This window comes from Phytoactinopolyspora halotolerans, from assembly GCF_010550675.1.
GTDB lineage: Bacteria > Actinomycetota > Actinomycetes > Jiangellales > Jiangellaceae > Phytoactinopolyspora > Phytoactinopolyspora halotolerans.
The window spans coordinates 238,744-264,090 of record NZ_JAAGOA010000007.1 but is presented as its reverse complement, the minus strand read 5'-3'; the positions used below and the strand labels follow the sequence as shown (position 1 = coordinate 264,090).

Below are 25,347 nucleotides of genomic sequence, written 5' to 3'. Positions count from 1 at the left end.
CCCGGAAAGGACACCCATGCCCGATCAGCAGCCGCCCACGCCCCGCGGCGAGTATCCGCGGCCACAGTTCCGCCGGGAACGATGGCTGAACCTCAACGGCCGCTGGGGCTTCGAGATCGATCGGGCGGACAGCGGGCTGGAGCGCGGCCTGCGCGACGCCGACCTGGCGGGCGAGATCCTGGTGCCGTTCGCGCCCGAGGCCGCACTCTCCGGAGTCGGCGAGCGCGACTTCATGCGCGCCGTCTGGTACCGGCGCATGATCGAAGTCCCGGAGGACTGGGCCGGCAGCCGAGTGCTTCTGCATTTCGGCGCGGTCGACCATGACGCGACCGTGTGGGTCGGAGGTATCGAGGTGGGGCGGCATCGCGGCGGGTTCTCCGGGTTCACCGTCGACATCACCGACGCCGCACCCGCGGGGAAGCAGGTGCCCCTGGTGGTGCGTGCCCGGGACGAGCCGCATGCGCCGCAGGCGCGCGGCAAGCAGTCCCAGGAGTACGCCCCCCGGGCGGCGAAGTACTGGCGGACGACGGGCATCTGGCAGACGGTCTGGATGGAACCGGTGCCGCCGACCGCCATCCGGCGCCCGCGGATCACGCCGAACATCGCGGCCGGATCGTTCGACGTCGAGGTGCCCCTCTCGGCGAACCTGCCGGGTGGCGCCGTCCGGGTCGTCGTGTCCGACAACACCGGGGTGGCGGCTCGGGCCGAGGTCCGTGCCGATCTGGACCTGGCGCCCCGGCTCAGCCTCGTCCTGCCGGACGAGCGGATACGCCTGTGGTCGACGACCTATCCGTTCCTTTACGACATCCGGTTCGAACTGCGGGACGCCGACGGGCGGCTGGTGGACGGGGTGGACTCCTACGCCGGGCTGCGCAGCGTCGGGATCACCGGCAGGGAGATCCGGCTCAACGGAGAGGTGGTGTTCCAGCGGCTCGTCCTCGACCAGGGGTATTACCCGGACGGCCTGATGACCGCACCCAGCGATGACGACCTGGTGCGCGACATCGAGCTCTCCCTCGCCGCCGGCTTCAATGGGGCGCGACTTCATCAGAAGGTGTTCGAGGAGCGATTCCTTTACCATGCCGACCGGCTGGGTTACCTGGTCTGGGGTGAGTTCGGCGACTGGGGCTGCAACACGTGGGAGGGAATGAGCACCAATCAACAGCCGGACGCCTCCTATGTCCAGGAGTGGCTGGAGGTGCTGGAGCGGGACTACTCCCACCCATCGATCATCGGCTGGTGCCCGATGAACGAGACCTGGCAGGCCTACGGCGACCGCATCACCCCGCTGGACGACGTGATGCGCGGGATGTTCCTGGCGACGAAGGCGTTCGACACGTCGCGCCCGGTCCTGGACACGTCCGGTTACGCGCACCGTATCGCCGAGTCGGACGTCTTCGACAGCCACGACTACGAGCAGGATCCGCAGGCCTTCGCGGCGAACTACGCACGTCTGGCCGAGGGCGATCCGTATGTGAACCGCTCCGACCTCACCGGTGAGTCCTGGTCGATCGCCTATCGCGGGCAGCCGTTCTTCGTCAGCGAGTTCGGCGGCATCTGGTGGAACCCCGACGAGGCGGACCGGCCGCAGTCCGTCCGCGAGTCGTGGGGGTACGGCGACCGGGTGCGGAACATCGAGGAGTTCTACACCCGGTTCGAGGGTCTGGTCGCGGCCCTGCTCGACCACCCGGACATGTTCGGGTACTGCTACACCCAGCTGACGGACGTGTTCCAGGAGCAGAACGGCATCTTCGCCTTCGACCGCAGCAGTAAGTTCGACCTGGACAGGATCCGCGCCGCTCAGAACAGGACCGCGGCGATCGAGAGGAGGAGCGCCGAACGCGATGAGACCTAACGTCGTGATCATCTACGCCGACGACCTCGGCTTCGGCGACGTCGGATGCTTCGGGGCCGACGACGTGGCCACGCCAGCCATCGACCGGCTGTGCGACTCGGGCGTGCGGTTGCCGCAGTGGTACTCGAACTCGCCGGTCTGCTCGCCGTCGCGGGCGTCGCTGCTGACCGGGCGGTATCCGGCTCATGCGGGCGTGGAGACGATCCTGGGCGGGACGCGTCGCACCGCCGGCCTTCCGCAGCAGGAGACGCTGGCGAGCGAGCTGCGTCGCCGGGGGTATGCGACGGGGATCTTCGGTAAGTGGCACCTCGGGGCGGCCGAAGAGTACAGCCCCACGCGCTACGGGTTCGACGAGAGCTTCGGATTCCGCGCGGGCTGCGTGGACTACTACTCGCACATCTACTACTGGGGTGCGCACAATCCGGTCCACGACCTCTGGGACGGCGACGACGAGGTGTGGCTCAACGGCGAGTACCTGACCACGGTGATCGGCGATCGTGCGGCGGAGTTCATCGAGAGCAACGCCGACCGGCCGTTCTTCTGCTACGTCCCGTTCAACGCGCCGCACTATCCGATGCACGCTCCCGCGGAGTACGTCGACCGGTACGCGCACCTGCCCGGCGGCCGCCGGCTGCAGGCCGCCATGGTGGCCGCGATGGACGACGCCATCGGACGGATCATCGACACGCTCGACCGGCTGGGCCTGCGGGACAACACGCTGGTCTTCTTCTCCTCCGACAACGGTCCCTCGGCGGAGAGCCGCAACTGGCTCGACGGTGAGGAAGTGTCGTACGACGGCGGATCCACCGGCGGGCTCCGGGGAACGAAGGGCTCCGTGTTCGAGGGCGGTATCCGCGTGCCGTCGATCGTGTCGTGGCCGGGGCAGCTGCCGTCCGGGGTCGAGTACCAGGGCGTGGGCATGATGATGGACGTGCTCCCGACCGTCCTCGACGCCGTCGACGGAGAACCCGGCGCACTCGATGGGGTCGACGGCCGCTCCGTGCTGGAGGGTTGGCAGACGGCCGCGAGCGGAACGGAGAACGACGAGCGTTCGGTGTTCTGGACCCACGATGGGCAGTGGGCGGTGCGCCGCGGCCGGTTCAAACGCGTCCATCACGGCCAGGAAGGGATGACGCCGCCGTACGTCGTCGATCGCGCGCTCTTCGACGTCATCGCCGATCACGCGGAGACGACCGACATCTCCGCCGACCACTCCGAACTGGCCGACGACCTTGACCGCGAGCTGGAGCGGTTCCGCCGCCGGCACACGGAGTGGACCGCGGACGTCGGCGGCTGACCCGTCTCGGCGGGGCCGCTAGGGCCGTGCGGGCTGACCGTCGTCGAAGTACGAGACGAGATCGGGGGGCAGCGGCGGAACGTCGAGCGGAACCGCGCCGGAGCGCAGGGAACGAGCGGCGAGCACGCCGGTGGCGACGCTGTGGCGAGCGGCGACGGGCGAGGTGTTGGTCGTACCGCCGTGCCGGACGAAGCCGAGGAACTCGTCCAGGATGGCGGCGTCGGCGCCGCCGTGCCCGTCTCGGGCGGTGCCGGGGACGGGCACGGGCACGGGGATCTCCTTGTCTCCGCCCGGTTTGAAGCCGGTGCGGGAGTTCCATACCCGTACGACGGCGCCCGGCTGGGTGTCGCCGAAGTTCTCCAGGCGGCCCTCGGTGCCGATGACGGTGTAGTTGCGCCAGTAGTCGGGTGTGTACTGGCACTGCTGGTAGGTGGCGAAGACACCGTTGTCCAGCGCCATGGTCACCATCTCCAGGTCCTCGACGTCGATGGTGGGGTTGAGCCCGGTCTGCGCCAGCGGCGGCCACCGGTCGAGCCGGCGCAGGTCGGCGGCGGCCAGGCCGGTGTTGTCGTGCCGGTCGCTGATCCGGCCGTAGAGGGTGAGCGCGCCCATGGCGGTGAGCCTGCTGGTGTATCCGCCGGCCAGCCAGTGGATGACGTCGATGTCGTGCGCGCCCTTCTGAAGCAGCAAACTGGTGCTGTAGCGCTGCTCGGCGTGCCAGTCCTTGAAGTAGAAGTCACCGCCGTGTCCGACGAAATGCCGGCACCAGACGGCGGTTACCTCGCCGATCTCCCCGTTCTGGATGAGTTCGCGCATCAGCAGCACGACCGGCATGTGGCGCATGTTGTGCCCGACGTACAGGCGGGTGCCGTGCCGCCGCGCGGTCTGCAGGATCCGGTCGCAGCCGTCGACCGTGATCGCCATCGGCTTCTCCAGGTACACGGCGATCCCGGCCTCGAGGAACCTCACGGCGAGCTCCTCGTGGGTGTGATCCGGCGTGAGGATCATGACGGCGTCGAGCCCGGCGTGGAGGAGGTCGCGATGATCCGCGACGGTCGTGAGCTCCTGGCCGAACCAGTTCCGGGCGGCGGAGAACGTGGCCGGGTTGGGATCGGCCGCGGCCACCACCCGGGCGCCGTCGCCGGGCCGATGGGCGTGTCGGGCCAGCCGTCCGCGATTGCCGAGGCCCAGGACTCCCACGCGAAGATCCGTCGTCGTTGACTCGCTCATCGGACCAACGTACTGGCCGCTCCTGCTGTTCGCCCTTGCCGGTCGCCCTGGCCTGACCCTGCGGCCGGTTCCGGCCGCCTGGGATCAGGCGCGGGTGAGCCCGGGGACGCCGTCCTCGGCCACAAACGACACAGCCGTCCGCGCGCCGGAGGTGGGCTGCTCCACGGTGTCCACCACGCGGAAGTCACCGCGACACGCCTCAGCGGTGACGTGGAACGAGACATAGCCCCGGCCGGTGCCCTTGAGGCGGATGTGCGGGTTGTCGGGGTCGGGATCCAGGTCCGCGGACTGATTCGTGTCGCCGCCGCTGCTGATCGAGGTGCCGGTGAACTCCGTGCCCACGGTCGCGGACTCCGGGTCCTGGAAGTCGGCCTTGATGTCCGCGGCGCGGTTGGCGTGGATGTCGCCGGAGAGGACGAGCGGATTGCGTGCCCGGCCGGAGGCCAGTTCGTCGAGGATGCGCTGACGTGCGACGCGGTAACCGTCCCACTTGTCGCTCTCCAGCCCGACGTCGGGATCCTCGAAGAACGGTACCTGCTGAGCCAGCACGTTCCAGCGGGCCGTCGACGTCGCCAGGTCATCGAGCAACCACTGCATCTGGGCGTCCCCGAGCATCTTCCGGTCCGGATCCCAGGCCTCCGGGGAATCGGCCTCCGGGTCGCTGACCTGGTCACTGCGGTATTGGCGGGTGTCCAGGAGGTTGATCGTCGCCAGCTCGCCCCAGTGCAGCCGCCGGTACAGCTGGATGTGCGCGCCGGATGGACGCTGTGCCTCCCGCAGCGGCATGTGCTCCCAGTACGCCTTGAACGCCTCGGCCTTGCGGCGGGCGAACTCCTCGGCCGGCACGTCCGGATCGGCGTCCTCGGCGCTCCAGTTGTTCTCCACCTCGTGGTCATCGAAGGTCACCGCGAACGGCGCCGCGGCGTGCATGGCCATCAGGTCGGGGTCGCTTCGATACTGCGCCAATCGCACCCGGTAACCGGCGAGATCCCGTACCTCGTGCGAGGGGACGTGACCCCGGCCGAGGCTGCCTTGCGCGCCGCCTTCGTACATGTAGTCGCCGAGGTGGAAGACGATGTCCGGGTTCTCCTTGAGCATGTTCTGGTACGACGTGTAGTAACCGGCCGCGTAGTTCTGGCAGCTGGCAATCGCGAACCGCCACGAGTTCGGCGTCTGGCCCGGCGCGGGAGCGGTACGCATCATGCCCACCGGGCTGATCTCCCGTTGCGTGCGGAACCGGTAGAAGTACCAGCGGGCCGGCTCCAGGCCGGCGACGTCGACGTGCACGGAATGCGCGTCCTCCGCCGTGGCTCGTGCCACGCCGCCCCGCACGACGTCGGAGAACCGCTCGTCATGGGCGACCTGCCACTGCACCGGCACGTCCCATGCGGGCATACCGCCGGAGCCGTCGAGCGCGAGCAGATCCGGAGCCAGACGCGTCCAGATGACCACCCGATCGGGTAGCGGATCGCCGGAGGCTACGCCCAGCGAGAAGACACCGTCCGGAAGCCTCCGCGACCGGGCCGGTGCCGCCGTAGCGATGGCGGCAGGCGTCAGCGCCGCGGCCGCGGTGACCCCGCCCAGCTGGAGAAAACGTCGACGTCCGAGGTGCAGGTCCATGAAGGCACTCCTCCCACGACTGCAAGTGCCGGCAACGCTAGAGCGACGACATAGCGGCACGATGACGCCAAGGCGGCGATCAGTGGACCGGCTCGCTACTCGGAGATGACCCGGCTGATACGGGCGTGGTCGCTAGCCGGCGTGCGGGGTGCTGAGTAGCCTGATGGTCGTGCGAGGTTTCGGAGCGGTCGCGGCGCGGGTGTACGGGTGGCTGTACCGCAGGTCACCGTCGAACGCGGTGGTCATCGAGCTGCTGGAACTCCGCGACGGTGATCGCGTCCTGGAAGTCGGCTGCGGCCCGGGCACGGCTGTGGCACTCGCGGCGGAACGTATCGGCGCCGATCGGGTCGCCGCCGTGGATCCGTCATCCACCTTCGTGGATATGGTCCGTGATCGGGTGCCCGGCGCGGACATCCGGGAGGGTAGCGCCGAGAAGCTGCCATTCGACGACGGCACGTTCACCGCCATCTGGTCGATCGCATCGATGCACCACTGGCCGGACCGCGAAGCCGGCCTGGCCGAGCAGGCGGCCAAGCTCGCTCCCGGTGGACGGCTGCTGATCGCCGAGCGCCTGCTCAAGCGGCCCGGTCATGGGATCACCGCCGCGCAGACCGCCGAGGTGATCGCGCATCTGGAACGCCTGGGCCTGAACGACGTCCGAGCCGTCGAGCGCCCGAGCGGGCGCAAGACGCTGCAGGTGATCCACGCGTCCCACTGAGCTCAGCGGACACTCCGCACGCGGGTTCGAGCGGCGCGATCGTGGATCCCGCGGCCGGAACCGACCGCCACCCCCGCAGCCAGCACACCGATCATCGGATAGGTGACCGCGGCGGCGGAGACCGTCAGCGGGTCCCGTCGCTCGAAACCACCGAAGGCGGCGCCGACGGCCACTACATGGCCGGTCTGCCACGGGATGCCGATCTTGATGGCGTTGCGTATCAATGCGCGTCCGAACGACGGCACCCCGTGGTGCGGGTTCGTCACGTGCAGCCCGTAGTGGCGCTTCCCCTCGGTGGCTCCGGACGTGGATTCCTGGCGGGCCGCCCGCAGCGTCGCCAGGATCGGCGGAACGGCGCTGACCGCCAGGACGAAGGCACGGCTCCTGCCCCGCCCGGCGTTGCGCATCGCGACGCCGAGCGGAGCCGTGGCCGCGGCGATCGCCGCATAGCCGATGCAGTCGCGTGCGTATGCCTTGAACCGGCGGGCCGCCAACTCGTTCATCGAGCCACCGTAACGCGCCTCGCACCGCGCGACGATCGGTACCGCGACACGCGTCGTCAATGCACCGGCAGGTCCGTGGTGTCGTGCGCCGGACGGGCGCCGAAGATCCGCCGCTGGTCCGATTCGATCCGCACGTCGTTGATGCTTGCCTCGCGGCGCTCCATCAGACCGTTGGGCGCGAAGCTCCATTGCTCGTTGCCGTAGCTGCGCCACCACTGGCCGCTGTGGTCGTGCCACTCGTACTGGAAACGGACGGCGATCCGATTCTCCGTGAACGCCCAGAGTTGCTTGCGGAGCACATAGTCGAGCTCGCGCTCCCATTTGCGCCGGAGGAAGTCCTGGATAGCGGCTCGGCCGGTGATGAACTCGTCGCGGTTGCGCCAGACAGAGTCGGGTGTGTACGCCTGGGCGACCCGGTACGGGTCACGCGTGTTCCACGCATCCTCGGCCGCCTGCACCTTGAGCAGCGCGCTGTCCAGCGTGAACGGGGGAAGTGGCGGACGGTTCATGGCAGCTCCTCGCAGGTAGGTCGCGGTAGGTGGTGGTCAGGTCTCGGATGTATCCGTGGGTGATGGCGCCGACGAGTCGCCCCGCGTGGCGGTATTCGGCGAGCATGCGCCCGCCCGGGCCCTCCTTGACGACGTGCAGGCGATAGTTCTTGCCGGTGAAACCCACGGAGTGCAGTCGCATGTCGTGGATATGCGTGGAGAACGCGAGCGTGTGGGCGTAGGGTGCCGGGTCACCCAGCAAGGTGCGGGCGACGTGCGCCCCCTGGGCGACGGCTTCGTCGTGGTGCTCGGCGCGAACACTCTCGCCGGCGGGCCACGGATGCGGCCACCGGGCGACGTCGCCGGCCGCGACGATCCCCGGGGCTGCCCTTCCCGTGTTGTCGACCCGGACACCATCGTCGAGCACCAGTCCCGAGCCGGCGAGCCAGCCGGTCTCCGGTATCGACCCCAGGGCGGTGATCAGCAGATCGGCCGGCAGTGTGGTTCCGTCGTCGAGACGGACGGCGTCAAGACGGTCTGTGCCGTGCAGTCGGTCGACGGTTCGCCCGAGGTGGAGACGGACGTCATGGCGGCGGTGTTCGTCGGCGATCCGCTGTGCCAGCACGGGACCGAGCGGGCCCAGGAGAGGTAGCCGATCGCGCTCGACGAGGTCGACGGAGCAGCCGAGCCTGCGGATCGTGGCGGCGAGTTCGGAGCCGAGAAAGCCGGCGCCGAGGATGACGACGCGCGTCACTCGCTGCAGGCGACCGTGGAGCCGCGCCAGATCGCCGAACCCGCGCAGCGTCATCACCTCCGGCCGGCCCTGGTGCAGGCGGCCCGGGAGCCGTCTGGCGCGGACTCCGGTAGCGATGATGAGTCCGTCGTACGGGATCTCGTCGCCGCCGTCGAGCAGGAGGACCCGGTTCTGCCGATCCAGGTGGTGCGCGGATCGGCCCAGCAACCAGGTGGCCTCGGCCCGCCCGGCCTGGTCCAACGCCAGCTGCGCGTGGGACGTCGGCAACGGGTGTTTGGACAACGGCGGCCGTCGGTACGGCATGTGCGGTTCGGCCCCGATCACCAGGATCGATCCCTGGTAGTCCTGCCGCCGAAGCTCGGCGACCGCGCTCATGGCGGCCGGGCCCGCTCCCACGATGACGACGCGGCGCATCGTCACCGCTCGCTGATGCGGATGGCGGCGACGGGACAGGACGTGGCGGCGCGCTCGACGGCCGGCCGGTGGACTGCCTCCGGTCGTTCGTCGTAGACGAGCTCGTCGTCATCGTCGAGCTGGAAGACGGCGGGCGCCTCGAAGACGCACTGTGCGTGTATGTCGCACCGGCCTCGATCCACGGTCACATGCATGTCGAAGAGTCCTTTGCAGGAAATGGGCAGCGGGCGTGCGTCGCCCGGCGCCGAGGTCAGTGGGGATTGAACCGCGAATATTTCTCGAATGTCCAGGTCAGAGGGGTGCTGTGGTCGACTTGGACGACTCGGTCCAGGTCGAAGTCGATGTGTCGCTGCGCTCCAGGCGTGCCGGCCGCGCGCGACGGACTCCAATCGATCCGTGCCCGTCCGGACAGGTGCAGCGAGTGGCCCTGCTCCCAGTCGAGGAAGAGCAGGCCGGCTCTGCTGTCCAGCTCCAGGTTCCCCAAGGTCATGTACATGGAGTTGCCGACGTAGTCGGGCCAGCTGAGGCGGGAGCCGTCGACGTGGACGAATCCGGGGTTGCCGCCGCGGTGCGACGCGTCCAGCCCGAGATGCGGCGAGGCGGTGCCGATGAAGAACGTGTCGGCGCGGGAGAGCCAGCTCCTCTGATGCTGGGTGAGATCGTGGGATTCGTGCCGGATCGGCCTCGACCGCTGTGGGGTGAGCAGCGGTCTCGGCCTGCGAGTCTGTATGTATTTCGGGCAGTTCGAGTACACCTGCTCGGTGCGGACGATCATGCGGTCGCCGTCACGGTGCGCGGTGCCGTTGACCCGCATGCGGCGGCGGGTCGACGGCTCGAGCGCGATCAGCCCGACGTCGGCCGGTTCCGTGCTGGACGTGGCGTTCAGGGCGTCGTGCAGGGGATCGGTCGGCGGCGGCACGGCGCGGATGTGCACCTCGTCCTCGGCCGCAGCGTGGACGAATCCGGGTTCTCCGGTGAGCTGCGTCGTCCATAACGCGCCGGATCTGTCGGCAGCTGAGATCACCACGAACACCTGCGCCTGGAGGAACTCGGCGGCGATCGGCGGGACGGTGCCGCCCACACCGGCCGAGCCCCAGTCAGCCGCGTCGACGCCGGCGCGGATCTGGACCGCCTTCTCACCGGGATGAAACATGTCTGCCTCGATTCAGTCCACGCGGCGTCAGAAGAATCCGCAGGTCGGCGCACCCTGCGTGGGCGCGGAACTGCCGTCGGCGCCGGACGGTGCGTAGATCTCCAGACGCATGCCGTCCGGGTCGAAGAAGAAGACACCGCCTGACGACGCGCCTTCGCCATGCGGTACGACGCCGTCGTAGGCGAACTCCACCCCGAGCTCCTTGAGGGTCGCCTCGGCGCGGCGGACCGCTTCGATGTCGGCGACCTCGAAGGACAGGTGATGCAGGCCGGGGAGCCCGGCGGGGAAGGTCCCCGAACTCTGCTGCCAGAGCGTGATCTGCAGGGCTCCTCCGCTGGCCAGGAGTGCGAATGCGCGGTCGCCGTCGGGCTCCTGGGCGATGACCTCGAAGTCGAAGAGGCGGCTGTAGAAGTCGATCGAGCGGCGGAGGTCGGTCACGTTCAAGGCGACGTGGCCGGTCCTGAGTGCGGGTGCGTTCACGGGGAACTCCGTCCAACTAATGGATAATGTGGCACGATACATTAGCACTCTAGGCATGCGTTCTAACGGTTGTCAACTGACTATCTGTTAGTGTGGGGTGAGATGTGCGGGAGAGGGGAGTTCGGATGGCCGACGTGCCCGATCTTTATCCGGGCGAGCCGCCCTCCGTGCGCCTGATGAACACGGTGTGGGCAGACCGCTCCGGGGTGCACGACAGCCTGCTGACCACCGGGCAGCTTGCGGCCTGGTGGTCGCTGATCGGCTTCGAGCCCGCCGTGCCGGCCACGGACGACGCTCTCGGGCAGTACCGGCAGCTCCGCGGTGCATTGCGACGGCTCGCCGCTCAGGCGACCGATGATTCCCGAGGGCGCACCCGAGTGGACGAGACGAGCCTGGAAGACGCGCTGGCGATGGTGAACGCCTGGTTAGCCAGTGGGAGCCCGAACCTGCGGTGGGATGCAGGGACCGGATTCGTGCTGGCCTGGGCCGAGCCTGCCTCGAAATCGGTGCAGGATCATCTCGCGTCACTGGCGCGCGAGGGCGCCCAACTGCTCACTGTTCCGGACGCCAAGCTCCGTGCCTGCTACGGCCCCGGTTGCGTCCTGTACTTCGTGCGCGAGCACAGCCGCCGCGAATGGTGCTCGCCGGGTTGCGGCAATCGGGCGCGGGTGGCCCGTCACTATCGCCGGGTCCGATCTGGGGAGGGTGGGACGGTCGCCGCCGAGTAGCGGCTAGCTGTCCTCGGTGGAGGCCACCAGCACCTTGACGCCTGCCTCGTCGAGTGCGTCCGCGACCTCCGGCGGTGGCTCACTGTCTGTCAGCAGATAGTCGGCGCGGCCGAGATCGGCGATCTGCGCGAACAGGCGCCTGCCGAACTTCGAATGATCGGCCAGCACCGCCACCGTGGTGGCGTGGTCCATCATCTCGGCCATCATCGCCGCCTCGCCGAGATTGCTGGTCGAGAACCCGCCCTCGGCATCGATGGCGCCCACGGCGATGATCGCGAGATCGAATCGCACCTCGACATCACCGCCGGCGGATGCCGTCTTGAAGCTGACCGGACCGACCGTGGCCTGCGCGCTGAGCCGGACCTGACCGCCGAACACGTACAGATCCCGGTACACCTCCGGTGAGATCTCCGCCGGTATGCGCAGACTGTTGGTCGCGATGGTCAGTTCGCGCTGTTCGCGTAGCTGGCGCACCACGGCCAGCGTGGTGGTGCCGGCATTGATCACCACCGCGGTGCCGTCTTGCACCAGGCTTGCGGTGAGCGCGCCGATCTTCTCCTTCGCCGTGGTCTGCAGCCGCATCCGGACGTCCAGGCCGGTATCCGGTCGCGGCACGGCCGAGAGGCTGACGGCTCCGCCGTGCGTGCGGATGAGCAGGCCGTCCGCGTCGAGCTGATCCAGGTCCCGTCGGATCGTGTCGGCCGAGACGGCGAAGCGTTCGGCGAGCTTGGCGACCGTGACCTGACCGACCTCCGCCACGTAAGCGGCGAGCTCCGCCTTGCGGCCCGCCGGCAACCGTCGGCTCTGTCCCGTGCTGTCGCTATCCGGCGTGAGATCATCCGCCATACCGAGATTTCTAGCACACACCCGCACTTTCTTGCACGCCTGCCGATCGAGGTGTGTGTCGTCGACGCTCGTCGTCGGTGTGCTCCTCTGGGAAAGCGTCGCTGCTGGTGGGAGGCGAGTCTCTGGCCGCATTCCGGGTGCTTTCGGGTGTCGTGCCGGTGCGTGCGTGTTCTGCGACGTGCTTGACGAGGGCGGCAGAGAGGGCTATGTTTGCGGCGACGTCGCAGAAACACGCATTAATGGGCATGATCTCGCAAACCACCCGAGGGAGAGTGGAGAAGATGGGCACAGGTGCTCGTGCAAGGCGGCGAGTGGTGGTGCTGGTGGGCGCATCCGCCCTCGCACTGACCGCGGCATGCGGCGGAGACACGGACGAAAGCGCAGCCGGCGGCACGGTCACGCTCGAGTTCGCGCAATGGTGGGAGCCTGAGCTGCCGGAAGGTTCGCTGCGCGCGCTGATGGACGAGTTCGAAGAGCAGAACCCGGGGATCACCGTGGAACTCCTCAGCGGCCCGTACGCATCGACCAAGGAACAGGTCGTGGCCGGGGCCGCCGCCGGGACCATGTCCGATGTCGTGGGCCTCGACGGTGCCTGGGTGAACGACTTCAGCCGGCAGGGGTCGATCACCAGCCTGACCGACCTCATGGCCGAGGCAGGCTACGACGACGGCGAGCTGGCGTCCCAGATCCAGATCGACGGTGCGACCTACATGATCCCGGTGGTCAACTTCGTCTATCCGCTCATCACCAATGACGCGCTCCTGACGGAGGCGGGGGTGGACGCGCCGCCGGCCAACCGCACCGAATTCGCCGATGCCGCCCAAGCCATCACCGACCTGGGCGATGACGTGAGCGGATGGGCGCTCCCACTGTCGCTGGAGGCGCCGAACGGAGTCCAGAACGACGTGATGTCGTGGGTGTGGGCCTCCGGCGGAAGCATGCTCGCCGACGGCCAGCCCGACCTCACCAACGCGCAGGTGACCGGCGCCGCCGAGTACATCCAGCAGCTATGGGACGCGGGCGTCGTCGCGCCCGGGGCGTTCACCATGAAGGAGCAGGACAAGGTCGAGGAGTTCACCAACGGCCGGGTCGGCATGATGATCAGCTCGCTGGCGCACGTGAACACGATCCGGGAGTCCAATCCAGATCTCGAGTTCAGCATTGCGGCCATACCGGCCGAGGATTCCTACGACGGCGAACGGGGCATCCCGTATGCGTCCTGGGGGATCGGCGTCGCCGAGAACTCCGAGCACAAGGCCGAGGCCTGGAAGCTGGTCGAGTTCCTCATGAGTGAGGAGGTCAACTCGGAGCTCTCCTCGCTGGCCAACGCGTTCCCCGGCAACACGTCGTCGGTTCCGGACTTCGTGGCGGACGACGAGATGTTCGCCACCGCGTTCGAGATCTACCAGAGCGGCTATCCGGCGAACGAGTTCACCGGACTTCCGGTGGCCGAGGAGCTGATGCGCATGTTCGGCGAGGAGTTCCAGCGCGCGCTCGACGGCGACCAGTCCGTGGCCGAGGCGCTCGACGCCGCGCAGCAACGTTGGCTCAGCGAGTTCTAGAAGGGTCGCCTTGTCCAGACTGAATGCACCGCCGCCGGTGACGGTGGAGGCTCCGGCCCCCACCGTCCCGCCGCGGGGGCGGAGACGGCGCTTGCGGCGGCATCTGACGCCGTACCTGTATCTGGCACCGACCCTCGCACTGATGGTCCTGTTGATGGTCGTGCCGATCATCATGGTCGTCGGCTACTCGGTGATGGACAACGTCATCACCAATCAGAACCCGCAGCCGGTGGGGCTGGAGAATTACGTCGAGGTCGTCACCGACCCGGTGTTCCACACCGCGGTGCGCAACACGATCTATTTCACCGTCGTCAGCGTCGCCGCACACCTTGTCCTAGGTCTGGCATTCGCGCTGATGCTCAACAGCGGCCTGGTCAGTGGTCGGATCCGGGCCGTGTTCCGGATGATCTACGTGCTTCCGTGGCTGTTCACGGTCGCGATCATCGCGGTGTTGTGGCGGTTGCTGCTCAACCCGAACGGTGTCATCAACTACCTGCTGGACGTGGCCGGGTTCATCGACTCGAAAGTGGAATGGCTGGCCAATCCGGATACCGCCCTGCACGCCATCACGTTCATCAATATCTGGGCCGGCTATCCGTTCTTCATGGTCAGCCTGCTGGCCGGTCTGCAGGGCATACCGAAGAACCTGTACGAGGCGGCGCGGGTCGACGGCGCCGGTGCCGCCCACCAGTTCTGGCACGTGACCATCCCGCAGCTCAAACCGATCATCATCAGCATGGTGCTGCTGGATTTCATCTGGACGACGCAGCAGTTCGCACTGATCTGGATGACGACCGGCGGCGGCCCGATCAACGTCACCGAGATGCTGAGCACATTCACCTACAAGCTCGCCTTCTCCAGGTACGAGTTCTCGTTGGCCTCGGCGAGTGCCGTGGTGGTCTTGGCGCTGTCGATGATCCTGGCCTTCTTCTACGTCCGGCATCAGAAAGCACGGGACTGACATGAACCAGAGCAATACCAGGGGCTCGGTGGGGCGGGACGTAACCGGGGGTTCGGTGGGGCGGGATGTAACCGCGGGTTCGGTGGGGCGGGATGTCATCACACGGCGCGGCCTGAAGCGGGCCGGAGTCATTCTGGGTCTGATGTTCGGCGCGGCCTTCGCCGGCTTCCCGGTGGTGTGGATGGCGCTGAGTTCGGTGAAGTCCAACACCGAGATCTTCGAGTTTCCGCCGCGGATCATCACCGAGAACTTCTCGTTCGATGCGTACGCGACGATTCTCACCGACCCGGTGAAGCTGCGCTTCTTCTTCAACAGTTACGTGGTCGGATTGTCCGTCACCGTGCTGACCTTGATTCTGGCGGTGTTCGCGGCGTATGCGTTCAGCCGGTACGACTTCCCGCTGAAACGGCTGCTGAACGTCGTCGTGATCAGTGTGCAGGCGTTGCCGCCCATCACGCTGCTGATCCCCTACTTCGGGCTGATGGTGACACTCGGGCTGTACAACACCTATCCGGGTCTGATCTTCACCTACATGGTGTTCACCCTGCCCTACGCCATCATCATGATGACCGGCTACTTCAATACGCTCCCGCGCGAGCTGGACGAGGCGGTCAAGGTGGACGGCGCGGGACCGTTCTCGGCGTTGTGGCGGATCTTGGTGCCGCTGTCGGTTCCGGGCCTGGTCTCGGTCGGCCTGTACACGTTCATGATCGCGTGGAACGAGTTCCTGTTCGCGCTGACGTTGACCCGGACTCAGGATATGCGCACTGTTCCCATCGGAATTCAGTTGCTGATGGGGCAGCACTCGTATGAGTGGAACGAGATGCTGGCGATGAGCGTGCTCGGCTGCATTCCCATCCTGGCGCTCTTCCTCTTCTTCCAGCGCTACTTCATCGGAGGGATGACCGCTGGTGCCGTGAAGATCTAGACGCTTTGCCCCCATCCCTGGCTTCCGCATATCAAGGAGATTCGAGACATGCTCATCAATGGCCGCGATCTGCTGGCTGTGGCGAACGAGAACGACTTCGCCGTTCCCGCGTTCAATATCAGTGACTATGCCATGCTGAACGGTATCTTCGACGTCAGCGAGGAACACCACGCGCCGCTCATCGTGGCTATCCACCCCGATGAGCTCCGCCATACGGGAACGGACATCATGGCGTCGATCATCGCCCGCGCGCATCGTTCGACGGTGCCGGCAGCGATCCACTTCGACCATGGCACCACGTACGAACAGATCCTGCTGGCCATCCAGACCGGCTTCACCTCGGTGATGATCGATGGCTCGATGCTGCCGTTCGAGGAGAACATCGCCATCACGCGGAAGGTCGTCGAGGCCGCGCACGCGGTCGGCATCTCGGTCGAAGGAGAGCTGGGCACCATCGGGTCGACCGACTCCGAGGCGGAGTACGGCACGTCGACCATCATCTACACCGACCCCGACGACGCGGTGACGTTCATCGACGAGACGGGCGTGGACTCGCTGGCCGTGGCGATCGGGACCCGGCACGGCATCTACCCGGCCACGCTGAAGCCCGAACTCAAGCTCGACCTGCTGGAACGGATCAAGGCGAAGCTCGATATGCCGTTGGTCCTGCACGGTGGCTCGAACAACCCGGATGCGGAGATCGCGCAGTCGGTGAAGCTCGGCATCAATAAGATCAACATCTCGTCTGACATCAAGGTGGCGTATCACCAGAAGATGCGCGAGGTCCTCGCCGACGTCGGCCTGCGCGAGCCGAACACGATTCAGCCGCCGTGCATTGAAGCCATGAAGGTGACCGCAGCGCAGAAGATCGCATTGTTCGACGCCGCGGGCAAGGCTTCGCTCTACTGAGCTCCTCACCATGAAAGAACGCATCGTCCTCGGGCTCGGCGACAACGTCGACTACGAGATCGTCTGGGACTCCGCGACGATCGAGCGGCTCGTCGTCGACCATGGCATCCGGTCCGAGGATCTGAGCACCGACGTGGCCGTCGACAGCGAGCGGAACCTGCTCTGCTCGCTGCTGGCGTTCCTGCGCGACGGCGTGGGCGGCGAGCGTTGGGTCGCGTCCTCCGAGCTTATCGAGCGGTTCGCGGACAGGTTCGACAAGGAGATCACCCTGGGCGGCACCGGTGTGCGGTGCGCTCTGGCGATGGACAAGCTGGGCGTGGGCAGCACGGTGCACCTGGTCAGCATCGACGATCATGTGCGCCGGCTGCTGCCGGCGAGCGTGTCCTCCGTGTGCAGTGCGGAACGGGACAGCCTGGACCCGCACCTGATCGTGCAATATGTGGCAGGTGTCCGCATCCGGGCCAATGACCTCGATCTGTGCGCACCGCATTCGAACCGGATCATCTACGTGCACGATCCGCCGAACCGGGAGTTACGCCTGCACCCCCAGCTGGGGGACGTGTTGAGCAACGCCGAGATCTTCCTGGTGTCGGGCTTCAACTCGATCCAGGAGCCGGAGGCGCTCGCCGTCCGGCTGGAGGAACTCCGCGCGCATATGCGCCGGCTCCCGGAGTCCGCGCTCGTCTTCTACGAGGACGCCGGCTTTCACCAGCCGGTGTTGCGGCGGGTGGTGCACGACGCGCTCGGCGATCTGTTCACCGTGTTGTCGATGAACGAGGACGAGATGCAGGGCTATCTCGGACGGCAGGTGGATCTGCTGGACAGCGCCGACGTGGCTCGGGCGTTGCGGGACCTGCGCACCATCGTTCCGGGGCGGACGCTGGTGGTGCACACCACGTACTGGTCGGTGGCCGTCGGCGAGTCGGCGCCCGGCTTCCGTGCGGCGCTGTGTGGCGGCGTCACCATGGCCAGCGCACGCTACCTTTTCGGGGACGACGCCGACGCCGACCGCTACCGCGCCGTCCAGCGATACCCCGTCCACCAGCAGGGCGCGGCCGTCGTCCACGCCCTCGAAGCCGGGCTGGGTCCGGCGGCCTGTGGCGTTCCCGCCTTCCAGCTCACCACGCCGTACCCGACCACCATCGGTCTCGGCGACGCGTTCGTCGGCGGATTCCTCGCCGCGCTCGCGCAGCGTTGACAGGGGTGTCTGGGTCTTACACTGGCCTCCGTGTCGAAGATCCGCATGCGCACCGGACGCCTTGACCTGCGGCACCTGACGATCGACGACGTCGGCAAGCTCGTCGAACTCAACGCCGACGACGGCGTGATGCAGTACCTGGCCTGGGAACCGCCGACGCGCGAGCAGATCGTCCACGAGGTCTCCGACCTCATCACTGCCGCCGAGGCGAACCCGGGCCACGGTCGCTTCATCGCCGAAGGCGCCGACGGACGGTTCGTCGGATGGTTCAGCCTGACCGTCGGCGCCGCCGGACCGGCCGCGCCTGAACTCGGGTACCGGCTCCGGCGGGAAGCGTGGGGCCGCGGACTGGCCACCGAGGGCTCTCGCGCGCTCATCGACCATGCCTTCATCAACCTCGGCGCCGAGAGTGTCACGGCGCAGACCATGTTCGTCAACACCGCTTCGCGCCGGGTGATGGAGAAGAGCGGGATGCGGCATGCCAAGACCTTCCATGTGCATGTCGACGACCCGTTGCCCGGTACCGAACACGGCGAAGTGTGGTACGAGATCACGCGCGATGAGTGGCTCACCGCGAGCATGAGGCGCTGACCCGCGTCACGACCGCATAAGGAGCATGCATTGTGGTCGTCATCGTGACCGCGATGTCGTTCCTTCGCCAGCCGCCGGTTGTGTTTCGGTGACCGGCGTGGCATTGACCGAAGGCCCTGGACATCTGATCCGGAGAGTCACCAATCCGGAGCCGCGACAGTGGCGAATGCCTCGTGACAGCCCGTTCAGGGACGTCTTCCGAGGAAAGGTACACCACCATGCGACCACGTCGCCCGCTCCTTGCATTACCACTGGCAATGGCATTCTCGGCGGCCGCGGTGGGATCCGCGTTCGCGGACGAGTCTCATGCGGCCCAAGGCGACACCAGCCAAGGCACAGCTGGGGATTACAGCATCACTGTGGAACAACTCAACGGCAGCGGTGTCGAGGGCTCCGCCGTCATCACTCTGGAGGAGAACGGCGATCTGGCCGTCCATGTGGAGGCGTCCGGCCTGGTGCCTGGGCAACCACACGCACAGCACATCCACGGCAGCACCGATCTCGACACGGACTTCACCTGTCCTGGACCCGACGCCGACGAAGACGGGGATGGCATCGTCAGCACCGCCGAGGGCCTGCCCGCTTATGGTGACATTCACATCTCGCTGACGACTGAGGGTGACTCGTCCCCTGACTCTGGGCTGGCCGTGGAACGCATGCCGGTCGCCGACGACAACGGCAACCTGGAGTACTCGCGGACGTTCTCGGCCGACGAGCTGCCCGACGGAACGGCGGCAGCGATCCGGAACCTGCACATCGTGCAACACGGGATCGACGTGAACGGCAACGGTGAGTACGACGCCGATGCGGGACAGAGCTCGCTCGATCCCGAACTGCCGCTGGAAGCGACTGCTCCGGCGTCCTGCGGCATGATCGAGGGCTCCAACATCAGCGACATCCCTGGCGGTGGAGTCGACACCGGGAACGGGCAGCTGGTTACAGCTGATGGCCCTGCCGTCGACCAGCAGGGCATCGTCCTGGTGGCGGGTGCCGGGCTCGGCATGGGGGCCGCCATCGGAGCTGTCGCGTACCGCCGTTTCCGGACCGAGGCCCGGTGACCGGGATATCACAGACACCGGTTCGGGTCGGACGCATTCCCGGCCCGAACCGGCCATTCTTGGTTCCGGTCGTCGTTGTGGTCCTGATCGCCGTGCTCGCCGGGTGCTCGGCGGCCCCAGGCGCGTCGACCGACCGGAGGCCCGGGTCCACCCCCCTCCCGGAACCGGGCATCGTCACCGACGCGAGCCCGTCGCCCACCGCCGAGCGTACAGAGGATCCGCCACCACGCGCGGAGACCACGGCGGCGCTCGACGCCAGTCCGCCTGAGCGTGTGCGGATCGATGCGCTCGGCGTCGACCAGGAGATCATCCCGCTCGGGAAAGCCACGGACGGCTCGATGGAAGTGCCTCAGGCGGCGGAGCCAGTGGGCTGGTACCAATACAGCCCGACTCCCGGTCAGACCGGTCCATCGGTGCTTGCGGGCCATCTGACCTGGAACGGTGTCGATGGCATCTTCCGTAACCTGGACACCCTTGTCGTGGGTGATCCGATCGAGGTCATCCGAGCCGATGGCAGCACCGCGCGGTTCGCCGTCAGCCGTGTAGAGCAGTACGGCAAGGATCGGTTCCCGACCGCACGCGTCTACGGCAACACGGAGGGCCCCGAGCTTCGGCTGATCACGTGCGCAGGCGACTACGACCCCGAGAGCCGTGGGTTCAGTGACAACGTCGTCGTCTACGCCCGGATGCTTCCGCCGAGTTAGGTAGGACAATCCGGGCCCTTCTGGCGGCGACTCTTCTTGGTGCGGTTTCGCTTCCCGGGAGCGGGTGTGGTTGCCGCGTTGGCACACGCCGCGTCCGTTGGCCGGCATGGTGTCTCCGCCGTCGGCGTAGGGGCGCACGTGGTCGTACTCGTGGATGTCGGCGTCGCAGTACGGGTTCCGGCGGACGCCGGCACCGCGGTAGTGCAACAGCTTGGCGAGCACGCCGTCGAAGCGACGCCGGCGGGGGTCGCAGTCACGCACGATCCCGGTGGCGGGGTCGGCCTCGATCGCCAACCTGCGCGCCATGGCGGCGGCCTTCGTCGGCCCCAACCCCGCCAACTCCTCGGCCAGCCGCGCGTCGACCGCCCGGCGCTCGTCCGCACCCAAATGGGAGGTCTCGTTCACCACCAGGGTGGCACGAACTCCGAGACCTCACCCCGGCGCAGCAACGCCAATGTGGCAGGCATGTCCCGGATGAGCACCCGCGCGTTGGTCAGCTGCCTGGCCGCCGAGGCGGGGGAGAGCTGACGCGCGAGCCCGACCTGCTCGGCGATCCCCCGCCTGGCCCGATCCCCACGCAAACCCCTCGCCTGGTTGATCGCCTGCTGCGAGGCGTCGAAGTCGACCTGCTCACCCACCTGCGCCGCGAACACCGCGGCCTTGAGCTTCTCCAGCACCGCGATCCGGTCGATACGTTCCGCATCGTCCACCGCACCAGGCAGCCCGGCCAGCCGGTCGATCAGACCAGCCAGCTCGGCAACCACCCCAGCGGGCGCTACGGAACCGCTCGTACGTTCGAGCATAAATGATCATCCACAGTTATTCGAGTGCAATCAGTGACAAACAGTTTGTTACTTGCGTAAGCGAAGCTTTATGGTAGTTAAAAGTGTGATGTTGCAGGCAACTGGCACCTCGGATTGCCGGTCAGCGCCGCGGGTAGTGGTGCTGACAACAGAGCACGCTGTGACGTCGTCAGTGAAAGGTGAACGCGGTGATCCGTTTCGGATACTTCTTGTCGTGCGAAGAGTGGCGGCCGACGGAGCTGATCCGCCAGGCCAACCTGGCTGAGCAAGCCGGGTTCGATGCGCTGTGGATCTCTACCCGTTACCACGGCGGTCACCTGCCCGACCGTCCGGATGCACCCGGTGATCAACGCGCAGGCGGCGGCGACCGCATCGGTGATGATGGACGGCCGGTTCACCTTCGGCTTGGGTAGCGGTGAAGCGTTGAACGAGCAGGTCACGGGCGCTTCGTGGCCGCCGGCCGCAGTACGGCTCGACATGCTGGAGGAAGCCGTCGAGGTGATGCGCAGACTGTGGACGGGCGATGTCATCACCCACCACGGCCGACACTACACAGTGGAGCACGCTCGTCTGTACACGGTGCCCGAGGAGCCGCCCCCGGTATACATCTCGGCGCTTGGGACGAGCTCCGCCGAGGTCGCCGGCCGGATAGCCGACGGCTACATCGCCACCGCGCCGATCGGCCAGGCCGTCGAACGGTTCGACGCCTCTGGAGGCAAGGGCAAACCGAAACAGGGCGGGCTGAAGGTGTGCTTCGCTCCGACGGAAGACGAAGGGCTCGACGTCGTGCATGAGCGCTGGCCCAACGAAGGCCTGCCCGGCGAGCTTTCCCAGGTCCTGCGCACGCCCGAGCACATCATGCAGGCGTCGAGCCTGGTCCAGCGCGACCAGCTCAAGTCTGCGGTGACCTGTGGCCCGGACGTCGACGCCCATGTGCAGGCGTTCCAGTCGTATCGTGACATGAGCTTCGACGAGATCTACGTGAATCAGATCGGCCCGAACCAGGACGACTTCTTCCGCTTCTACCAGCAGGAGGTCCTGCCCGCGCTGCGCGAGCGAGATCAGGCGACGGCCAGCTGAGCCCGGCCCATACGGCGCACTTGAGCGACCGTATCGGTCAGCGACTCCGGCTCCCGCGTGGCCGAGACGATGACGTCGTCGACCGCACGCAGGCCGGAGCGGTCCAGCAAGGTCTTCTCGTTGGTGATCCACTCGCCGCGCGACGCCAGGATCGCGTGTGCGTACTGTGACGCGGCGACGGCGAGCATCCCGGCGCATTGTGCCGCACGTCCGGCCGGCGCATGGTTGTGTTCCGCGTAGGTCAGGGTCAGCTCAGCCTGTCCGGACCACACCTCGCGTGCTCTGTGCCGTAGCGGATCTGGAAACGCCACCTCCGGGAGCGAACCGCGGAGCACCCGGTTGATCGCCAATTCGCCGACGACGAGGTAACTCGGGATGCCGACGAGATGGAACATCAGCGGCTCGATGTGGAACTGTCCCGCCCTCGACCGGACGATCTGTTGCTCCACCACATCGAGGTCTCGATAGTGCACGTCTACCGGCCTGTCCTCGACGCGCAGCCAGGCGCCCCCGTTGAACACGCCGCCGCCCCATTCCCCGAGTTCGGACACGGTGCCGTCCCACCCGAGATCGCGGAGCTCCTGCGGCTGGAAGTCGCCGCGATAGTAGATCGCCATGTCCCAGTCGCTGTCAGCCCGGTGCGTTCCCTGGGCTCTGGAGCCACCGAGCGTCACGGCCTCGACGTTCCGCAGGCTGAACAGCGCGTCGGCGATCGGATCGAGGAAACGGCCATCGTCCATAGGTGATCATCGTAGCGATATCGCGAGGAGCGCGAGCTGGTCGGTTTCGGGAGAGACGTCAGTGCGCCAGGGCGCGGTCACCACCGAGTATCGCCTGCCGTTGCGAGGGGCCGTCACGCACGAGTGACGACCCCTCGATGGTGCGCGCTATTGCTGGTAGAAGCGCACGTAGCCGAACTCCGCGGTGAGACTGTCCTCTCCTTCGATACCGAACGCCGCCAGCCCGATCCGGGGCGATGACCCGGCAGGCAGCGTCCGCACGCCGTGCCACACCCAGTTCTCGCCGTCGACGCTGGTGGCGGCGCGATAGCGGTGCTCGCCCGTGCCGGCGTCGACGGAGTGCTTCAGCCGCAGCCACACCGTGTCGGAAGTGGTGGGCCCGAGGCGGGCGTCGGCATAGACCAGACGATCCTCCCAGGGCATCTCCTTTCCGAATGTGACGTGCCGGGTGCGCCGGGCGGCGGCATAGCCGAGCGTGACGAACTCGTCGTCGTTCGCGTGAGCGACGAATCCGGCCTGCGGCCACGCGAGCGGATACGTGTCGCCGAACGGGATGGTGACACGGGTCTCGGCCGTCCAGTCGCCTTCTGGGGCGTCCCGGAGCAGGAGCGCCGCCCCGTCGTCGGCGAGCGGGCGCTGATCGATCAGCTCCGCCTGCTGGATGGGAAGAGTCAGCTGGCCGTCCTCGATGGTGGCGTCGGGCTCGCGGATGCCTGTCCAGCCGGCCCCGAGCTCGCCCTCGAACTCGTCGCTCGACTCCGGATCGAGCTGGCCGACCTGCGGGTCCGGCTCCTTCGTCGTCACCGGTGTGTACAGGTCGGCGACCGTGATGTCGTCGAAGGAGGCCGACGCGTGGTCCGAGAGCAGCGCGAAGCGGCCGCTTCTGAGGCCTTCCGGAACGTCGATCGCCGCGACGGCGAGCGGGTCGTCGAGCCCGGCGTCGGTGACGGTCGCCTCGAGCGCATCGTCGCGGACACGGAGATCGAGCTCGTGCCAGTCGTCGTACTGGAAGTTCGCAGGCAAGGGTTGTGTGTCCCGGTCGACGGTCTCGCCTGAACGCCGTGCCTCGACGACGAGGGCCTCGGCGTCGGCGTCGATGAACGCGCGTACCTTGCTCTGCGGCCCCTGCTCGAACGCGACGTACCCCGCCGAGCCGCCACTCTCGGAACCGAGCCGGACGGCGCCCCTGATTCGAGAGTCGCCCGCCACGGCGTTGCGCGCATACAGCGCATGGGTCCCGTCCGCCTGGGGGCTCTGGAGATGGCCGCCCGCGGGTTCGGTGTCGATCTGCCAGCCCGGCGACCGTTGCCAGACGCGTGGGGAGAGCGAACCGCTCTCGAAACTGTCCGATGTCCGGGCGTCCATGGCCGGAGCGGTCTGCGGTCCGTCGAGGAGGCCGCGTCCGGCGTTGGCCGTCGGCCAGCCGCCGATCCAGTCCAGCCGGCTGATGGCCAGCGCCCGTGCGCTGAGGGTGGTGCCCTGCAGGTACGGATCGTGCCGGTCGATGCCGTGGGTCACCAGCCACTGCTGGCCGGACAGGTCGGTGGCGACGGTGTTGTGACCGACGCTGACCCACCGGTTCCCGTTCGGTGCCTGCACGGGCGTGCCGCCGTTGTGCCGGCCCAGGACGGAGTTCCCGTCTCGGTCGAGGAAGGGCCCGAGCGGGCTCTTGGAGCGGGCGACGTGCACGGGGTAGGCCGAGACCGGCCCGGCGCAGCAGCCACCGATGACGGAAAGGAAGAGGTAGTAGTACCCGTCGCGGTAGACGATGTGGGCGCCCTCGTACTTGTTCTCGAGGGTGATGGGCGTCCGTTCTCCCTCGGCGCGCAGGCCGTCCTCGGACAACGGCACCACCGTGACACCGCCGAGGACCGAGCCGTAGTAGAGGTAGCGGGAGCCGTCTGGGGCGGACGCCACCTCGGGGTCGATCACATTTCGCCAGGCCTGCTCGCCGGGCCTCGGCTCCCAACGCTCCGGACCGGTCACGAAGGCCCCGGAGTCGGTCCATGGTCCGGCCGGACTCGGCGCGGTGGCCACCCCGATCGCGGTCCAGTTCTGGCCTCCGCCGGGAGGGTTGACGACGTACGAGTAGTACAGGTGGTATCGGCCACCGAAGTACTCGATATCGGGCGCCCAGTACATGCGGCGCGCGTCCTCGCCGAAACCGTCGTAACGCGGCTCGGTTTCGGGCGTGAACACGTCACCCACGTACTCCCAGTCGACGAGGTCGTCGGAGCGCGCGATCTTCATCTTGCGGTAGTCGTCTCCGGGAAACAGCGGATCAGCCGTGGCGTATGCGTACCAGTAGCCATCGCGCCCGCGGATCACGGTCGGGTCGGCGAAGTTGGGGATCGTATCGCCGCCGACCGGGTTCGTGAACGACGCGACTGCAGGGGATCTGTCGGTGCTGGGCGGCGGGGAGCTGTGGACCACGGCCGGGACTGAGAACGAGACAGTGAGAAGTGCACTGATCAGGATTCTGGACAAGGGCCTGTGCATCAAGCACAACCTCCGGAGGTCTGGGCGGCTGTGGCAGCGGCCGTGCGTCGTTCGGACCGACGGGGCCTCCGCTCGTGAAGAACGATGCCGCAGCGCGCCGTACGCGAGGGGCAGAACTCGGTGGTGCTCCGGGGCCTCCCTTCAGCGGACAGGTCTGCCTTTACAACGGATGTACGTGGCTGTCATGTTTGCGCTAACTCGCATCGCTGTCAAGGGTCGACCGCCCGT

General features: G+C 67.5%; 24 protein-coding genes and 1 pseudogene. 13 read left to right on the top strand and 12 right to left on the bottom strand.

Annotated elements, in window-relative coordinates; genetic code table 11:
• Positions 1–16 precede the first annotated feature (16 nt).
• Together G1H10_RS12645 and G1H10_RS12640 are read left to right on the top strand one after the other, a co-directional pair.
• A complete protein-coding gene (locus tag G1H10_RS12645; protein ID WP_163737782.1) occupies positions 17–1,855 on the top strand; it encodes a glycoside hydrolase family 2 protein in 1,839 nt (612 codons plus the stop codon).
• Complete coding sequence (locus G1H10_RS12640; protein ID WP_163737780.1) at positions 1,845–3,152, top strand: sulfatase-like hydrolase/transferase; 1,308 nt, start codon at positions 1,845–1,847, stop codon at positions 3,150–3,152. The genes G1H10_RS12645 and G1H10_RS12640 overlap by 11 nt, the downstream gene beginning before the upstream one ends.
• Before the next feature lie 18 nt (positions 3,153–3,170).
• On the opposite strand, the gene G1H10_RS12635 is transcribed toward G1H10_RS12640, so the two are convergent.
• Both G1H10_RS12635 and G1H10_RS12630 read right to left on the bottom strand, forming a co-directional pair.
• A complete protein-coding gene (locus G1H10_RS12635) occupies positions 3,171–4,382 on the bottom strand; it encodes a Gfo/Idh/MocA family protein (RefSeq protein WP_163737777.1) in 1,212 nt (403 codons plus the stop codon).
• An 84-nt stretch (positions 4,383–4,466) separates the two neighbouring features.
• A complete protein-coding gene (locus G1H10_RS12630) occupies positions 4,467–6,002 on the bottom strand; it encodes an alkaline phosphatase D family protein (protein ID WP_163737774.1) in 1,536 nt (511 codons plus the stop codon).
• Between the two features lie 169 nt (positions 6,003–6,171).
• Here G1H10_RS12630 and G1H10_RS12625 point away from each other — a divergent pair, with 169 nt between their 5' ends.
• Positions 6,172–6,720 carry a class I SAM-dependent methyltransferase gene (locus G1H10_RS12625; protein WP_163737771.1) on the top strand — a complete coding sequence of 183 codons (549 nt, stop codon included), beginning with the start codon at positions 6,172–6,174 and terminating at the stop codon, positions 6,718–6,720.
• Between the two features lie 2 nt (positions 6,721–6,722).
• On the opposite strand, the gene G1H10_RS12620 is transcribed toward G1H10_RS12625, so the two are convergent.
• The 6 genes from G1H10_RS12620 to G1H10_RS12595 are packed head-to-tail and all read right to left on the bottom strand — an operon-like array spanning position 6,723 to position 10,554.
• On the bottom strand, positions 6,723–7,223 hold the full coding sequence (locus tag G1H10_RS12620; protein ID WP_163737768.1) for an RDD family protein: 501 nt from the start codon (positions 7,221–7,223) through the stop codon (positions 6,723–6,725).
• Between the two features lie 56 nt (positions 7,224–7,279).
• The gene (locus tag G1H10_RS12615) at positions 7,280–7,732 is read right to left on the bottom strand and encodes a nuclear transport factor 2 family protein (protein ID WP_163737765.1); all 453 of its coding nucleotides are present in this window, start codon (positions 7,730–7,732) and stop codon (positions 7,280–7,282) included.
• A complete protein-coding gene (locus tag G1H10_RS12610) occupies positions 7,647–8,879 on the bottom strand; it encodes an NAD(P)/FAD-dependent oxidoreductase (RefSeq protein ID WP_246219476.1) in 1,233 nt (410 codons plus the stop codon). Before G1H10_RS12610 ends, G1H10_RS12615 begins: the two co-directional genes overlap by 86 nt.
• A 2-nt stretch (positions 8,880–8,881) precedes the next feature.
• Complete coding sequence (locus G1H10_RS12605) at positions 8,882–9,073, bottom strand: ferredoxin (protein WP_163737760.1); 192 nt, start codon at positions 9,071–9,073, stop codon at positions 8,882–8,884.
• Positions 9,074–9,129: 56 nt separating this feature from the next.
• Entirely contained in the window at positions 9,130–10,032 is a 903-nt protein-coding gene (locus tag G1H10_RS12600; protein ID WP_163737757.1) for a pyridoxamine 5'-phosphate oxidase family protein, read from the bottom strand.
• 27 nt (positions 10,033–10,059) lie between these two features.
• The gene (locus G1H10_RS12595; protein WP_163737962.1) at positions 10,060–10,554 is read right to left on the bottom strand and encodes a VOC family protein; all 495 of its coding nucleotides are present in this window, start codon (positions 10,552–10,554) and stop codon (positions 10,060–10,062) included.
• Positions 10,555–10,637: 83 nt separating this feature from the next.
• Between G1H10_RS12595 and G1H10_RS12590 the strand changes: the two genes are divergently transcribed.
• Positions 10,638–11,240: a CGNR zinc finger domain-containing protein gene (locus tag G1H10_RS12590; RefSeq protein ID WP_163737754.1), complete on the top strand. Its 603-nt coding sequence runs from the start codon at positions 10,638–10,640 to the stop codon at positions 11,238–11,240.
• 3 nt (positions 11,241–11,243) lie between these two features.
• Here the strand turns inward: G1H10_RS12590 and G1H10_RS12585 are convergent, their stop codons facing one another.
• A complete protein-coding gene (locus G1H10_RS12585; protein WP_216853206.1) occupies positions 11,244–12,218 on the bottom strand; it encodes a DeoR/GlpR family DNA-binding transcription regulator in 975 nt (324 codons plus the stop codon).
• Positions 12,219–12,367: 149 nt separating this feature from the next.
• Between G1H10_RS12585 and G1H10_RS12580 the strand changes: the two genes are divergently transcribed.
• From G1H10_RS12580 to G1H10_RS12545, 8 genes are all read left to right on the top strand, one after another.
• Entirely contained in the window at positions 12,368–13,648 is a 1,281-nt protein-coding gene (locus G1H10_RS12580; RefSeq protein ID WP_163737751.1) for an ABC transporter substrate-binding protein, read from the top strand.
• A gap of 19 nt (positions 13,649–13,667) precedes the next feature.
• The gene (locus tag G1H10_RS12575; RefSeq protein WP_376778606.1) at positions 13,668–14,609 is read left to right on the top strand and encodes a carbohydrate ABC transporter permease; all 942 of its coding nucleotides are present in this window, start codon (positions 13,668–13,670) and stop codon (positions 14,607–14,609) included.
• A 142-nt stretch (positions 14,610–14,751) separates the two neighbouring features.
• Entirely contained in the window at positions 14,752–15,537 is a 786-nt protein-coding gene (locus tag G1H10_RS12570; protein WP_376778605.1) for a carbohydrate ABC transporter permease, read from the top strand.
• A gap of 48 nt (positions 15,538–15,585) precedes the next feature.
• A complete protein-coding gene (locus G1H10_RS12565) occupies positions 15,586–16,446 on the top strand; it encodes a ketose-bisphosphate aldolase (RefSeq protein WP_163737745.1) in 861 nt (286 codons plus the stop codon).
• Positions 16,447–16,456: 10 nt separating this feature from the next.
• Entirely contained in the window at positions 16,457–17,644 is a 1,188-nt protein-coding gene (locus tag G1H10_RS12560; RefSeq protein WP_163737743.1) for an ADP-dependent glucokinase/phosphofructokinase, read from the top strand.
• 30 nt (positions 17,645–17,674) lie between these two features.
• Complete coding sequence (locus G1H10_RS12555) at positions 17,675–18,235, top strand: GNAT family N-acetyltransferase (RefSeq protein WP_216853203.1); 561 nt, start codon at positions 17,675–17,677, stop codon at positions 18,233–18,235.
• A gap of 257 nt (positions 18,236–18,492) precedes the next feature.
• Positions 18,493–19,293 (top strand): superoxide dismutase family protein, encoded by an 801-nt coding sequence (locus tag G1H10_RS12550; protein WP_216853202.1) that lies wholly within the window; start codon positions 18,493–18,495, stop codon positions 19,291–19,293.
• Between the two features lie 77 nt (positions 19,294–19,370).
• Positions 19,371–19,997 (top strand): class F sortase, encoded by a 627-nt coding sequence (locus tag G1H10_RS12545; RefSeq protein WP_163737738.1) that lies wholly within the window; start codon positions 19,371–19,373, stop codon positions 19,995–19,997.
• 401 nt (positions 19,998–20,398) lie between these two features.
• Here G1H10_RS12545 and G1H10_RS12540 read toward each other — a convergent pair whose 3' ends face one another.
• Positions 20,399–20,800, bottom strand: coding sequence for a hypothetical protein (locus G1H10_RS12540; RefSeq protein ID WP_163737734.1), 402 nt, complete (start codon positions 20,798–20,800; stop codon positions 20,399–20,401).
• 188 nt (positions 20,801–20,988) lie between these two features.
• Here G1H10_RS12540 and G1H10_RS12535 point away from each other — a divergent pair.
• Positions 20,989–21,880: pseudogene (locus G1H10_RS12535) on the top strand (TIGR03557 family F420-dependent LLM class oxidoreductase).
• Here G1H10_RS12535 and G1H10_RS12530 read toward each other — a convergent pair.
• Complete coding sequence (locus G1H10_RS12530; protein ID WP_163737731.1) at positions 21,862–22,620, bottom strand: nucleotidyltransferase domain-containing protein; 759 nt, start codon at positions 22,618–22,620, stop codon at positions 21,862–21,864. The pseudogene G1H10_RS12535 and the gene G1H10_RS12530 overlap by 19 nt on opposite strands.
• A 147-nt stretch (positions 22,621–22,767) precedes the next feature.
• Positions 22,768–25,053, bottom strand: a complete 2,286-nt coding sequence (locus G1H10_RS12525) for a family 43 glycosylhydrolase (RefSeq protein WP_163737728.1) — start codon at positions 25,051–25,053, stop codon at positions 22,768–22,770.
• Positions 25,054–25,347 lie beyond the last annotated feature (294 nt).